Below are 13,981 nucleotides of genomic sequence, written 5' to 3'. Positions count from 1 at the left end.
TGTTAACAATTCACGATAATCTCTCATTTGCAACCGAACTTAGCAATAGCAATAGCAGCCTTAATGCCTGACGGGCAGGGTTTTCGGCTATTCTTGGGAACATTCGCAGAAACAACAATCGCAGTTAGGGTAGGCTTATCTAAAGGTCATCAATTTGTAAAGACGTTTAATTCATTTTTCAATTCTTTATTTGTATTGATGAGAACGAAGTGCCTATGAAGTATTTCCACTCACCAATCATCCTAACTGATCAATGTTTCTTTAGGTGATTTTCTGCGTCAACTCAGCCGAGAGTATTTTTATGGATAGTGATGGTTATTTACCAGAGATTCTTACCCTTCTAAGACAATTGCTACCTTTGTTGATTAGCCTTTTAGATGATGCCTTTGCCCTTGTCCTGACCCGCCTCGGTTGCCATCTTCCTTGGCTCGAGAAGATCATGCCTTTTGTCCTCAGTGGAGTGACGCTCTATGTGATCATTCATGGCGGTAAGGTGATCCACGAGTTTTGCCAGCAGAAATGGGAATCACCTCAATCCCCGAATGTATCCCCGTTGCAATAGTGTTAGGAAATCCCCACAAATCCCACTGCATTTTGGTAGTCATTTTTACAATCGTGGGCGATCGCCGTTAAGATCAAGGTGAAGCCTATGACCGGTTGAATGTGGGTGTGGGAAGCGCACGGAAGCCTGTGTCGCCGTACAACGGTGAATTCGAGGCAACCTATGGAACTGCAACGTTCAGTCCCCCCAGCAATTGAGCAAGAATTTATTCGACGTCAGGTGGTGAGTCAACTCCTGCAAGCGCGTTTGCGGGCAACTTGTGGGCTGACGCAGACCTCGACACCCCTTCCCCTAGGGACACCAACGGGCGATCGCCCGCCCCTAAGGCCATTGCAGGAGCCAAGGAATACCAGTGTGATCGAGGCTAGCCAACCCTAGAGTCGGCCACGGGCTTTCAGCAGCAAATAGCGATCCACCAGTTGCTCACTCATTTGATCCGCAGGCGCGTCAAGGACAAGAACCCCCTGTTGCTCCAAGTGGGCAAAGGCACGTTGTCGCTGATGCAGCAGATCGAGAGCGACGGCCTGTTCATAGAGGCTGGTCACTTGATCCACGGCAGCTAAGGGCTGTGGCATCAACGGGCGGTGGGCAAGGGTTTCAATGTAGCGATCGCGCAAGGCAACGCAGAAGGGTAGAAAACGCGGCGTAAGGCGCGCCATGGCTGCGAGGAGTTCTTGGGAAGCCACTTCATCAATGACCTCTGTGAGAACCACCACAAGGGCACGGCGGGTATAGTGTCCCAAGATCGCGCTGACGGTGCCCACATAGTCAGATTCTTCGAGAATGGGTTCACAGCGATACACCTGACTCAGAATCTGTCCCAGATGGGAATCGCCACTTTGAGGCGCAATCCACGTGTGCAGTTGCTGATCAAAAATCCCCAAGCCCACCTTATCCCCCCGTCGCAAGCCCGTCAGCGCCAGTGCCAATGCCGCGTTTAAGCCCCAGTCAAAGCGTTTCAAACCAGCGACAGTAGCGGTCATCAAGCGGCCTCGATCCAAGAGAATAATCAGGGGTTGATCCCGTTCGGGCTCCATGGCGCGCACAAGAGGCCGTCCGCGGCGGGCACTCGCTTTCCAGTCCATGAGGCGCAGATCATCCCCCAAGTGGTACTCCCGCAATTCGGCAAACTCGGTGCCCCCCAAGGCATAGCGTCGTCGCCGCAAGCTGCCACTGGATTCTAGGCTCAGGCGAATCGAGAGCGATCGCAAGCCCATCAAATCGGGATAGACTTCCACTTTAGTCACAACGGGTGCAAACCAGCGTCGCCACGCCAAGCCCCAAGAACTGCGCAGCCGCACATCGCAGCCTGACCATTGAAAGGCACCCCGTCGCGGTGGAAACACATGGTAGAGCAATTCCAACGTACTCTGGGCTGAGGCCGCAAAGGCAAAGTAGGGGATTTCACCCGTAAACTCAGCAGGCACATAGTCGTAGAGTTCAACCCAAATCTGCTCATTCAAGGAAACCTGACCACGGGTGTGCAGCCTGAGGCGAATCGGGTTTTGCCGACCAATGGAGAGCCGTGACTCACAGGCGCGATCGAGGGTCAGTTGCCAGCGACCGATGCGGATATAGTCCCACAGGGACAGGCCGAAAATGACCAGATCGTACAGTCCCATCAGGAGCCATCCCAGCCCCAGAGGCCAGTGGTGCAACCATTCCCGCAACTTCCCTTGGGGAACCGCCTCGGCGATCGGCCATAGCTCTGCTGGCAGAAAGCTGGTCAGCACTGGAAAGAGAAGCCCCAGCAGCAACAGGCCATAGAAGCCAACCGTGGGCACCCAGCGGGGGCGATGGCGACCAAACTGATAACTGGCAGGTGCTTTCATCGGGGGACAGCAACTTTCGCGAGAATACCTTGGATCACTTGGGGCAGCGTGGTGCCGTCTAACTGGGCTTCGGGCTTGAGGATTAAGCGGTGTTGCAGTAGCGGGGTGGCGATCGCCTTCACATCCTCAGGGGTGACATAGCTGCGATCCTCTAACCATGCTTGGGCTTGGGTGGCACGTAACCAGCCCACCGCCGCTCGTGGGGAAGCCCCCAACAGCAGTTCGGGATGTTGACGACTGGCCTGCACCAAGGCCAACAGATACTCCAACACCGCAGGCGCCACATGGACTTGCCGCACTTGCTGCCGTGCTGCCAAGACTTGCTCAACGGTAATCAACGGCTCCAAATTGAGTTGATCGAGATCCCGCGCCTCAAAGCCCCCAAGGGCATTTTCAAGCATTTGCCGTTCTGAAGTTGGCTCTGGGTAGGGGACGACTAGCTTAAAGAGAAAGCGATCCAGTTGGGCTTCTGGCAGCGGATATGTCCCTTCAAATTCCAAAGGGTTTTGGGTGGCCACTGTCCAAAATAAACCCGAGAGGGGGAGAGTGGTGCCGTCAAGGGTTACCTGCCGTTCTTCCATGGCTTCGAGGAGAGCCGCTTGGGTCTTAGGCGGTGTGCGGTTAATTTCATCCGCCAGCAGCACTTGGGTAAAAATTGGCCCCTTGCGCAGGCGAAATGTGCGACTGTTAAAGTCAAAGATACTCGTACCGAGAATATCGGCGGGGAGGACATCGGGGGTGAGTTGGATCCGGCGAAATTCCGCTGCAATCAGGCGAGCGAGGAGCTTCACAAGGAGGGTTTTGGCGGTTCCCGGCACCCCCTCAAGGATGACATGGCCTTCGGCGAGGAGTGCCACAACCAACCCTTGGGCGATCGCCCCTTGACCGACAACAATCTCATTGAGACGCTGCTGAAGGCGATGAAAAAGCTCTTTCACACCCGTTCTGTCACTGCTAAACTCTCCCAATGCTAGCAGAGGTCTTGACAATCTCCCCTTGATGACAATCAATAAATTATCGTCTAGGAAAATTGGCTAAAATACAGATCGAGGGACTTTTGGCAAACCTGTGACGACAACGACTTCTCCAATTGCCACCGCTGCCCAACAAATCGTCCAGCATCCGCAGCACAGCCGTCTTTTTAAGCTACTGTATGCCCTGCAGCAGAATCAGTGGCCGACCCAAACACCGCCGTGGACCGTGAGCGAGGTACAACAGGCCGTGATCCAAATTCTTGAGCGGCTGAAAACCCCCACCCTTTTGGGACAGCGCCTAACGGCCATTGTCAATAGTCTCAACAAAGCACAGGCTTATCAGGTTCTCTCAGCGGCACTCCTGCAAATTTTGGTGCCCCTCTACACCCAATCCCCAACGGCCACACTGACCATCGAGGCGCCAACCTTCAGCACCGCCGATCTCTACGATTTGCGCTTGGAAGTCACTCGCTACTGTACCCCCCTGCAGATGAAGCTTCTTGTGGCTGCCCTGTTGACCACCAAACCGGTGCATGCTCAAGGCCTAGAGCGGTTTACCCTCATTGATTTACTGCAACGGCTGACTCGCCGCTATGGGGATTTAGAGATCTTGCAGACGCAGATGGCCGCTGCTTTGGCGCGCTTGCCCGATGACCCTCTCTATGCCAGTGCCGGCGATCGCCTGATCAAACTCCTAAGCACGCTCTATCAACGGTATCCACAAAACCAACCCCCAGAGGATACCCTTGGCAGTACCCCACCCACTGTTATTCCAGCCGTCACTTCACAGACAGACGCAGAGGAAGAACTCACCTGCCAACTCTTTCTCCAGAGTCAATGAGCACCTGCTAAGGTTCCTTTGGGATATTCCGCCCTTTTCTGGTAAAGAGATTCTGTACTTAGCGGGGAATCCTTGGCGATCGCGGTAGAACAGAAGGGAAGGGCTGACTACTAATCGCGTTAATTCTTTGCGAGGATTCCCACAATGACCAGTCTCATTCCGCCCGGTTGTCCCACGGTGCTGACGGAAGACGATCGCACCGGTACGAGTATTGAAACGCTGCGCCGCGCCTTTATGGATAATCTCTTCTTTATCCAAGGGCGGTTCCCCGAAGTGGCGACGAAAAATGATTACTACTTGGCCTTGGCCTACACCGTGCGCGATCGCCTGCTGTTGCGCTGGCTGAATTCTGCCAAAACCTATCGAGATCAAGAAAGCCGCACCGTTTGCTATCTCTCCGCCGAATTTTTACTGGGGCCCCACCTTGGCAATAACCTAATTAATCTTGGGCTCTATGAAGCCGTTGAGGAAGCCATGCGGCAAACGGGTTTAAACCTCAAGGAACTCCTTGATCAGGAGGAAGAGCCGGGCTTGGGCAATGGTGGCTTGGGTCGCTTGGCTGCCTGCTATATGGATTCCCTCGCCACATTGGAAATCCCCGCCATTGGCTACGGCATTCGCTATGAGTACGGCATCTTTGACCAAGAGATTCGCGATGGCTGGCAAGTGGAGATTACGGATAAGTGGTTACGCTACGGCAACCCGTGGGAAATTCCGCGGCCAGAGTTGATTTTGCAGGTAAAGTTTGGCGGCCATACCTATAGCTACACCGATGATCAAGGGCGCTATCGGGTCGTTTGGGAACCTCACCAAGTGATTCAAGGGGTAGCCTATGACACCCCAATCTTGGGCTACAAGGTGAATACCGCCAATCTTCTGCGTCTGTGGCGGGCAGAGGCGGTGGAGTCCTTTGACTTTCAAGCCTTTAACACGGGCGACTACTACGGTGCCGTCAACCAAAAAATTGCCTCAGAAAACATCACCAAGGTGCTCTATCCCAACGATGAGCAATTGCAGGGCAAAGAACTGCGGCTGATGCAGCAATATTTCTTCTGCTCCTGTGCCCTTCAGGACATGATCCGCCTCTACAAGCAATCGGGGAATAAGGATCTCAGCCGCTTCCACGAAAAGTTCACCGTGCAGTTGAATGATACCCACCCGGCGATTTCGGTGGCAGAACTGATGCGCCTGTTGGTGGATGAGCATCTCATGCCTTGGGATCAGGCGTGGGACATTACTTGCAAGACATTTGCCTACACCAACCACACCCTCTTGCCCGAGGCACTGGAAAAATGGCCGCTAGATCTCTTTGGCTCACTACTACCCCGCCACTTGCAAATCATCTACGAAATTAACCAACGCTTCCTCGATCAGGTGCGCCTGCAATATCCGGGGGATAACGATCGCCTGCGGCGGCTGTCGATTATTGATGAAAGTGGCTGTCGTTATGTGCGCATGGCACACTTGGCAGCGGTGGGGAGTCATGCCATCAACGGAGTGGCGGCGCTGCACTCAGAACTCTTGAAACAAACGGTGCTCAAGGATTTCTACGAACTGACGCCGCAGAAATTTTCCAATAAAACCAATGGCGTCACCCCTCGGCGCTGGATGGTGCTTAGTAATCCCGGATTAACTCGCCTGATTACCGAACGCATTGGCGAAGATTGGGTGAAACACTTGGATCAACTGCGGCGATTGGAACCCTTGGCAGAGGATCGCGACTTTGCGGCTCAGTGGCGATCGGTGAAGCATGGAAATAAGGAACGCCTTGCGGAATACATTCGCGATCGCGTGGGAGTAACGGTGGATCCCCATTCCCTCTTCTCCATTTTGGTGAAGCGCATCCACGAATACAAGCGGCAGCACCTGTGTGTCCTCAATATCATCACCCTCTATCAGATGTTGAAGGACAATCCACAACTGGAGATGGTACCCCAAACGTTTATTTTTGGTGGCAAGGCAGCACCGGGCTACTACATGGCCAAGTTGATCATCAAGCTCATTAACTCGGTGGCTGAAGTCATTAACCGCGATCCAGCGGTGCGCGATCGCCTGAAGGTGGTCTTTTTACCCGACTACAATGTGACTCTGGGACAGCGCGTCTATCCCGCAGCGGATCTCTCACAGCAGATCTCAACGGCAGGCTACGAGGCCTCAGGGACAGGGAATATGAAATTTGCCCTCAATGGGGCGCTGACGATTGGAACCCTCGATGGTGCCAATGTGGAGATTCGTGAAGAAGTAGGAGCAGAAAACTTCTTCCTCTTTGGCAATAGGGTGGAGCAATTGCAGGAATTGTGGCGTAACGGCTACCGTCCGTGGGAGTTTGCCAATAATAACCCGATGCTGAAGCGAGTCCTTGACCTCATCGGCTCTGGTTACTTTTCCCATGGGGATACGGAACTCTTTCGCCCAATCGTGGAACACCTCTGGCAAAACGATCGCTATTGCCTCTTGGCAGACTACCAAAGCTACATGGACTGCCATCAACAGGTGCTTCAGGTGTATCAAGATCAAGCCCAATGGGCAAAAATGTCGATTCTGAATGTGGCACGGATGGGCAAATTTTCTAGCGATCGCGCCATTCGCGAGTACTGCCAAGACATCTGGCACGTTGAACCGGTGAAAATTGTTCTACCGGAAACGTCCTATATGACGCCCGCTGTGCAGTAGGCTGGCCGTCTCTGGCTCAATCCGAAATCACCCTAATGCTCCCCCTCTGCGCGAGGGGGGTTTTCGCAGCAAAACGTTAAGGTTCTCGAGGCTGGTAATCTCGACAGTCTTGGCAGGAACCTTGAGGGTTCACAGCACACCGCAACAAGGGTGAAAGCGCATTCCAGCGGCAGGAGGGATCGCCAATCACCCACTGGCCATTGACGAGATGGCGATCGCTCGTGGTGTCACTATGCTGCACATAGAGGGCAATTTTTTCCAGTTGATAACGTCCGCCACGAAACCGGTAGCGATGACGGCGTTCTAACACGGTATAGGTTTCCCCTTCATGATCCACATGGCAACCAGGTTGGGGTGTCCAGTCGAGATAAACATGACCCAGCGATCGCCGCGGGTTGATCAGGTGCAACTCTGTCGGTAAGTCGGATGGGGTTGCCATGGCTTCAGATTGATCGCGGCCTTAGGATCGCCTGTCAACTGTGTTGGGCATAACTAACGATCAATCTATCGTATCCTAGCAGTGGCAACATTTCCACCTCCCGTAATTTTTTATGGCAAAACTGTCCACTGACCTCGAACGTGCCTTTTTGAGTCCTGTGCCCAGCCCCAGCGATGGCGAGGTGTTAACGCAGCAACTGGTGTCCTTGGGGGATATTTTCCAATTGGCGGGAGAGCGAACCTTCGGCTTTTTGCTGGCTGTACTTTCATTGCCATCGGCGCTACCCTTGCCAGCTCCCGGTTACTCCACCCCCTTTGGCATTGTGCTGTTACTGTTGGGCTGGCAATTGCTCGTGGGTGCCTCAACCCCTTGGTTGCCCCCGCGGCTGCTCAAGCGCACGATGCCGCGATCCCAGATTCAAAAGATTGTGCGCACAGCTTTGCCTTGGCTGCAGCGGATTGAATTGATCTCCCGTCCCCGCTTGCACCCCATTTGCACGACCCGAGGCGGACGTTTGGGCTTGGGAATTGCCGTGTCACTGATGGCAATCTCGATGATTTTGCCCATTCCCGGCACCAACACCATTCCAGCGATGGGCATTTTTACGATTGGCTTTGGATTGTTGGATGACGATGGTTTGATTAGTCTGGCAGGGGTGGTCATCTCCTTGATTGGTTTAGCAGTCACCACATCCATTCTCATTGCCCTTGCTTGGGGGGGAAATAGCCTCCTCGATGTATTGAGGGCATGGCTGCATTCGTAATATTAGGAGGTAATCTCCCTCACGCCTAAGGATCAATGAAAAGCCTATCCATACTGAAGTCTTGCGGTCGCTGGCTCAGCACAGTTGGGGCAATTGCTTTAGTGGCATTGCACCCCGTTAGAACTACCGCCAATCCCAGTACAGAAGACCTACCGCCAGCGGTTGCCGAGGCGATCGCGCTGCCGGTCAATGAAAAGCAAGTTGTGGTTAGCGAGCAACCCTCGGCAGTGGGCTTGACCGTACCGAGTCTCTGGTGGGCAGTTCAGCAGTTTGGGGATAGGGTGATTCAGCGCTGGCAGGCTTTTCCGTCCATCACAGCGCCGGGGGGTAGAGTTGAAGCCTTTGTGTCGCCGTCTGCTTGGGGACGCCTGCCCTATTTACGGCGTTTTGCCCTGATCAATCAGTTGGGGAATGCCAGTCGCAGCTTTGGTTATCAGTTGATCCTGCGCGATCGCGCAGCGCGCCCTTTGGGCGATCGCCGGCAGGTCATTTATGGTGCCTACACCTGTCAATTTGATGCCCTACCCCTTGAATATCTGCCAGAAGTCACCGATGCCGCAGGCAACCCGATTCCTTTTTTCCCACCCAGTACCGAACTCGACTGTCAAGTATGGGTGAATCCCAATATTCCCGTCATGTTCCCAACTCAAGAACTTCGCTAAAAGGACTGTATCTAGGCCAGAGTCGCCTTTTCCATCACTGTTAATAATTCCTGCCATAGCTTTTGGGTCACAGGGCCTGGACAGGCGGGAAAGATCACCTCATCCACTTGGCGAATCGGCATTAGCAGGCGCACCGATGAACTCAGAAAGCCCTCACTGGCTCTCGCCAGATCCTGTGGGGTGAGAATCACTTCCCGATGGGGCATGCCCAAGTTTGCAACGATCTGCAACAGCGTCGCTCGCGTAATTCCGTGGAGCATCCCAACAGCAGTGGGGGGTGTCTCGACCACACCCTCACGGACAATCCAGAGGTTACTGGTCGTGGCCTCGGTCATCTGCCCTTGGGCATTGAGCAACAGGGCGTCGTCAAACCCAGCTTGCTGCGCTTCCAATAGCGCCAAGATATTGTTGAGGTAATTGCCCGTTTTGGCGGCAGGATCAAGGGCAGCGGTGCTCGTGCGTTGCCGCTTGCCTATGGTCAGGCAAATTCCCTGTTCGCTCAATGTTGGTTCGGGGGCGATCGCCATCAACACAATCAATAACCTTGGTTGGGTCGTTGGTTCTGGCAGTAACCCAATCCGCTGGTCGGCGCCACGGGTCACGACAATCCGAATGTAATATTCTCCCGCTGGGGCAGCCGCTAAGGTGCGTTGCACTTCTTGGGTAATGTGCTCATCAGACCACGGCACGCTCATGTAGAGATAGGCGGCTGAGGCGCGCAACCGTGCGAGGTGCTCTGGTAGGGCAAAGGGAATCCCGCGGTAGGTACGCATCACTTCATAAACACTATCACCGTAGAGAAACCCGCGATCAAAAACAGAAATCGAGGCCTCTGGCGTAATCACCCCATCCAAATTGCAGAGCAACACTCGCCCTCTCCCCTAGGGTTGGCGTTCCACTTCGGCTTTCATGCGCTCAAGGGTTTGATGCATTTGATCAAACATGGTTTGGGCAGACATACCAAACTGGCTGAGTTGGGTCTCCAATTGTTTGATGGTCATCTGCGCCATGAAGTCATCGGACAACTCAAAGCGCTTCATAAAAATACGGTAGCGCTCCATGAGTTCTTCCATTTTTGCGATATAAATCTTCTTCCCTTCGCGGTCAAACTTGCCGTACTCGGAGCCAAGCTGCATCAACTGCTGGTAGTCCTGAAACAGGCGTTGTGCTTCCTGTTGAACAATTTCTGAATCAAAGAATCCCATATGACTCTGCCCGATACAGCAACAACCCAAATGCCAACGATTGACCGTTTGGTTTGTTATCTAGTTGCATTCTATCAAAGGCACTTTAGGCGGGGGTAAGAGGGAAAACCGATCCTTGACTCAGGGTTTGCGCCCAAGCGATCGCCGCCAGAAAACTCTGGGGGTCTGCCATCCCTGTACCCGCAATATCAAAAGCCGTACCGTGATCCGGGGACGTGCGAATAAAGGGCAAGCCAATCGTCGTATTCACCGCTTCCCGAAAAGCGAGCATCTTCACGGGAATCAACCCCTGATCATGGTAAAGCGCGAGGTAGGCATCGTAGGCAGTTGCCGGGGCAGGGCGTCCCCACCACGCATCGGCAGCTCCAATCCAGAGGGTATCGGGGGGCACAGGACCAATCAGTTCAACTTGGGGATACTGCTGCTGGGCTGCTGCGAGCCATGGAATCAGCCAAGTCACTTCCTCTTGGCCTAAGTGTCCCTGCTCACCACTGTGGGGATTCAAGCCAGCAATGGCAATGCGAGGCCGCTCCAGATGCCGCCGCTCCCTCAGAAACTGCACAAGGAGCGCGAGTTTTTCATTGAGGCGTTCGGGGGTTAGTGCTTTGGGCACCTCTTGCAAGGGGATGTGGGTCGTCGCGAGTAAAGTGGTCAGCACCCAGTTGGTTACAGGCGATCGCCCCAAGAACACCATGCCCACGTGGGCGGTTCCAGTAAAGTGAGCCAGCACTTCTGTTTGACCCGGAAAAGCATAGCCTGCCGCCTGCCAACTGGCCTTAGAAATCGGTGCCGTCACAATGCCTGCCACCTCGCCAGCGATCGTCCGCTGAATGGCTGTTTCTAAGTAGGCAAAGCTCGCCGCCCCACTCACCACACTCGGTTGCCCCGGCACAATCACCGCATCGAGGGGGTGCTCCCAAATCCGAAGCTGGGCAGGATCAATGGCCACCTGTCCCTGCTGGCAGAGGCGAGCGTACGTTTCCTCTAATACTTGGCCTGTACCAGCAATAAAAAACTGCCCTAACATTTCTGAGGGCAGGTGAGCTAGGGCTTTCAGGAGAATTTCTGGGCCAATGCCCGCTGGATCCCCAAGGGTGAGGGCAAGGGACATCCTAGGCTTCTTGAAGAATCGGCTCAGCCGTATCGTCTTCAGTGGCTTCGGGAATGTCTTCAATGACTTCCTCAGTGGTCTCTGCGGTGGCCTGCTGCTGTTGTTGCAGGAGTTGCTGACGATAGCGCTCTGCCATCTCTTCAGCCTTTTCATAGACCAACTGCGGATTTTTCACCATGTCACCGGGTTCTGGCTCCAGTTGCTTGGTGGACAGGGAAATCCGACCCCGCTCAGCATCAAGGTCAATAATCATCACCTTGACTTGGTCATTGACATTGAAAACACTGTGGGGCGTATCAATGTGATCGTGGGAAATCTCGGAAATGTGCAGCAGACCGCTAACCCCACCAATGTCAATGAAGGCACCGTAGGGCTTAATCCCACGCACGGTTCCAACCACCACTTCGCCCACTTCCAGTTTGTTCATCTTGCGTTCGACAAGGGCACGGCGGTGGCTGAGGACGAGGCGGTTGCGCTCTTCATCCACTTCTAAAAACTTCAGGGGTAGCTCTTCACCCACCAATTCTTCTTTGTTGACACGGGTGCTGATGTGGGAACCGGGGATAAAGCCGCGCAGCCCTTCAATGCGCACAAGGGCACCCCCACGGTTGGTTGCAAAGACTTGAGAACGAACGGTGGCATCTTCCGCTTGCAGTTGGCGAACGCGCTCCCAAGCCCGCATATACTCAATACGACGAATCGAGAGGGTAAGCTGCCCTTCCTCATTTTCATCCGCCAAGATAAAGAACTCACGGGTTTCGTTCGGTTGCAGGACTTCTTCCGGACTGTCAATCCGGTTGATAGACATTTCTTGGATAGGGATGTAGGCAGCGGTTTTCGCACCGATGTCAATCAGGGCACCCTTCGGTTCGATGCTAAAGACGGTGCCAGCAACAATGTCGCCGGGGTTGAAGTGGTAATCGTACCGGTCCAGTAAGGCTGCAAAATCAGCATGCGTAAAGCCCACGTCTAACGTTTTTTCCTGATTGACCATGCGAGTGTTTTCCTAGCTCCTTTAACGAAAATGGGGGTGTATAGTGAGTTATCAAGCGGGCAGAAGTGGGTGCCATACGCAATCATACCAGCGATCGCTCGAACACTTTCTGACTGGATCTACAATGTTAGCCTAGAGTTTGCCCGTTGGCTAGCGGCATCGATAAAATTTTGGTCATTGATGAAGATAAATGTTAATTTTTGTGTACTACTGAGGAGTGGGCATGGCGCGACTAAACCGCCGACAGGTCAAGCAATTTTGGCAGGAGTTCCGCGAATTTGCCTTAAAGGGGAATGTGATTGATCTAGCGATCGCTGTCGTGGTGGGGGGTGCCTTTGGCCGCATTGTTACTTCCGTTGTTGAAGACCTCATCATGCCCTTGGTCAATCCTCTGATTCCCGGGGGCGACTGGCGCGAACTGACCGTCGGCTCAGGCATGCGAATTGGCAAATTTTTGGGTAGTTTACTCGACTTTGGGGTGATTGCCCTCAGCCTATTTATTCTCCTGAAACTGATTTTGCCCTTGCTGCCCAAGAAACCGCCTGCCCCCGAACAACGGGAGTGCCCCTACTGCTTGGAGTCTGTGCCCCTCAAGGCGAGTCGCTGCCGTGCCTGTACCTCTGAACTCCCCCCCCTGTAGGAGTCCTCAGCAATGCGATCGTGGCAACGCTGGATCTCTGGGCTGTTGGTGGGGCTATGGCTGGCCATCCTCACCAGTTGTGGAACAACGCCGCCTACCCAAGGCACCCAGATTGAATTCTGGACCATGCAACTGCAACCGAAATTTACTGACTACTTCCATCGCCTGATTGCGGCATTTGAAGCCCAACATCCCGATGTCCATGTGCGCTGGGTGGATATTCCTTGGACGGCAATGCAGACCAAAATTCTCATGGCAGTATTAGCGGGCACTGCTCCCGATGTGGTGAACCTGAACCCCGACTTTGCGGCGTTGTTGGCAGGACGCAATGCGTGGCTCAATCTCAATGACTATGTGCCGCCAGCCGTGCGCGAGCGTTATTTACCGAATATCTGGCAGGCAACGACGTTAGAGGGCAAGAGTTTTGCCGTGCCTTGGTACCTCACCTCGCGGGTAACGATTTATAACAAAGCGATTCTTGCCGCTGCTGGGGTCGATCGCCCCCCGCAAACCTTTGCCGAGCTAGCCAGTGTAGCCAAGGCAGTGAAAGAGAAAACCGGTAAATACGCCTTCTTTATCACGATGGTGCCCGAGGACTCTGCCGAACTGATGCAGGCCATGGTGCAAATGGGCGTCCAACTGGTGGATGATCAAGGCCGTGCTGCCTTTAATTCCCCTGTGGGTAAAGCCGTTTTCCAGTATTGGCTGGATCTCTATCGTCAGGGACTCTTGCCGCCACAGGTGCTGACTGAAGGCCACCGCCAAGGTATCGAACTCTATCAAGCGGGACAAACGGCGCTAGTGATGACCAGTCCGGAATTTTTGAACGCGATCGCCACCAATGCCCCCACTATTGCAGCCGTTTCAGCCGCCGCACCGCAGTTGACTGGCCAGACCGGCAAGAAAAATGTTGCTGTGATGAATTTACTGGTGCCCCGCCAGAGCCGCCATCCCGAACTTGCCGTAGAATTTGCCCTCTTTGTCACCAATGATGAAAATCAACTGACCTTTGCCAAGGAAGCCAATGTTCTGCCTTCTACACAAGCGGCCTTAGCGGATTCCTACTTCCGCACCATTGGTGAAAATGCCACCCCTGTGGACATTGCCCGATCCATCAGCGCTCGTCAAATGAGCCAAGCAGAGGTTCTCATTCCCCCCCTGCGGGATATTAAGGAGCTACAACGACTCCTCTACGAGAATTTACAGGCAGTTCTCTTGGGCCAAAAGACAATTGATCAGGCACTCAAGGATGCAGAAACCGCATGGAATAGCCGTTTGGGATAAA

The 13,981-nt window shown here is 53.8% G+C and carries 15 protein-coding genes; 8 read left to right on the top strand and 7 right to left on the bottom strand.

The features are described from left to right. Positions 1-301 precede the first annotated feature (301 nt). Entirely contained in the window at positions 302-562 is a 261-nt protein-coding gene (locus tag RHH27_RS09485) for a hypothetical protein (RefSeq protein ID WP_206199935.1), read from the top strand. Positions 563-724: 162 nt separating this feature from the next. After that, positions 725-940 (top strand): hypothetical protein, encoded by a 216-nt coding sequence (locus RHH27_RS09480; protein ID WP_206199934.1) that lies wholly within the window; start codon positions 725-727, stop codon positions 938-940. On the opposite strand, the gene RHH27_RS09475 is transcribed toward RHH27_RS09480, so the two are convergent. Beyond that, positions 937-2,394, bottom strand: coding sequence for a DUF58 domain-containing protein (locus RHH27_RS09475; protein ID WP_302678144.1), 1,458 nt, complete (start codon positions 2,392-2,394; stop codon positions 937-939). The two genes, RHH27_RS09480 and RHH27_RS09475, sit on opposite strands and share 4 nt — an antisense overlap. Beyond that, positions 2,391-3,332, bottom strand: coding sequence for a MoxR family ATPase (locus tag RHH27_RS09470; protein WP_302676030.1), 942 nt, complete (start codon positions 3,330-3,332; stop codon positions 2,391-2,393). The genes RHH27_RS09475 and RHH27_RS09470 overlap by 4 nt, the downstream gene beginning before the upstream one ends. A gap of 130 nt (positions 3,333-3,462) precedes the next feature. Between RHH27_RS09470 and RHH27_RS09465 the strand changes: the two genes are divergently transcribed. After that, positions 3,463-4,209: a hypothetical protein gene (locus RHH27_RS09465; protein WP_302678143.1), complete on the top strand. Its 747-nt coding sequence runs from the start codon at positions 3,463-3,465 to the stop codon at positions 4,207-4,209. A gap of 144 nt (positions 4,210-4,353) precedes the next feature. Next, the gene (locus tag RHH27_RS09460; RefSeq protein ID WP_302678142.1) at positions 4,354-6,882 is read left to right on the top strand and encodes a glycogen/starch/alpha-glucan phosphorylase; all 2,529 of its coding nucleotides are present in this window, start codon (positions 4,354-4,356) and stop codon (positions 6,880-6,882) included. A gap of 76 nt (positions 6,883-6,958) precedes the next feature. On the opposite strand, the gene RHH27_RS09455 is transcribed toward RHH27_RS09460, so the two are convergent. Continuing rightward, positions 6,959-7,321, bottom strand: coding sequence for a DUF6464 family protein (locus RHH27_RS09455; RefSeq protein ID WP_302676033.1), 363 nt, complete (start codon positions 7,319-7,321; stop codon positions 6,959-6,961). A 112-nt stretch (positions 7,322-7,433) separates the two neighbouring features. On the opposite strand from RHH27_RS09455, the gene RHH27_RS09450 reads away from it, so the two are divergent. Together RHH27_RS09450 and RHH27_RS09445 are read left to right on the top strand one after the other, a co-directional pair. Beyond that, positions 7,434-8,084 (top strand): exopolysaccharide biosynthesis protein, encoded by a 651-nt coding sequence (locus RHH27_RS09450; protein ID WP_302678141.1) that lies wholly within the window; start codon positions 7,434-7,436, stop codon positions 8,082-8,084. A gap of 35 nt (positions 8,085-8,119) precedes the next feature. Beyond that, positions 8,120-8,746, top strand: a complete 627-nt coding sequence (locus RHH27_RS09445; protein ID WP_302678140.1) for a hypothetical protein — start codon at positions 8,120-8,122, stop codon at positions 8,744-8,746. Positions 8,747-8,757: 11 nt separating this feature from the next. Here the strand turns inward: RHH27_RS09445 and RHH27_RS09440 are convergent, their stop codons facing one another. The 4 genes from RHH27_RS09440 to RHH27_RS09425 all read right to left on the bottom strand — a co-directional run bounded on the left by RHH27_RS09440 (position 8,758) and on the right by RHH27_RS09425 (position 12,056). Further along, positions 8,758-9,615 (bottom strand): aminotransferase class IV, encoded by an 858-nt coding sequence (locus RHH27_RS09440; RefSeq protein ID WP_302678139.1) that lies wholly within the window; start codon positions 9,613-9,615, stop codon positions 8,758-8,760. 12 nt (positions 9,616-9,627) lie between these two features. Then, complete coding sequence (locus RHH27_RS09435; protein ID WP_206199926.1) at positions 9,628-9,951, bottom strand: DUF1825 family protein; 324 nt, start codon at positions 9,949-9,951, stop codon at positions 9,628-9,630. Between the two features lie 85 nt (positions 9,952-10,036). Next, positions 10,037-11,062, bottom strand: a complete 1,026-nt coding sequence (gene pdxA, locus RHH27_RS09430) for a 4-hydroxythreonine-4-phosphate dehydrogenase PdxA (RefSeq protein ID WP_302678138.1) — start codon at positions 11,060-11,062, stop codon at positions 10,037-10,039. A gap of 1 nt (position 11,063) precedes the next feature. Then, entirely contained in the window at positions 11,064-12,056 is a 993-nt protein-coding gene (locus tag RHH27_RS09425; protein ID WP_149818829.1) for a 30S ribosomal protein S1, read from the bottom strand. 223 nt (positions 12,057-12,279) lie between these two features. On the opposite strand from RHH27_RS09425, the gene mscL reads away from it, so the two are divergent. Together mscL and RHH27_RS09415 are read left to right on the top strand one after the other, a co-directional pair. Beyond that, on the top strand, positions 12,280-12,696 hold the full coding sequence (mscL, locus tag RHH27_RS09420; protein ID WP_302676038.1) for a large conductance mechanosensitive channel protein MscL: 417 nt from the start codon (positions 12,280-12,282) through the stop codon (positions 12,694-12,696). A gap of 12 nt (positions 12,697-12,708) precedes the next feature. Next, on the top strand, positions 12,709-13,980 hold the full coding sequence (locus RHH27_RS09415; protein WP_302678137.1) for an ABC transporter substrate-binding protein: 1,272 nt from the start codon (positions 12,709-12,711) through the stop codon (positions 13,978-13,980). The last annotated feature ends 1 nt before the right edge of the window (position 13,981 follow it).

The organism is Thermosynechococcus sp. PP555, from assembly GCF_031583225.1.
Classification (GTDB): domain Bacteria; phylum Cyanobacteriota; class Cyanobacteriia; order Thermosynechococcales; family Thermosynechococcaceae; genus Thermosynechococcus.
Note: the sequence above shows the minus strand (reverse complement) of the source record. Positions and strands in the feature narration are given on the sequence as shown.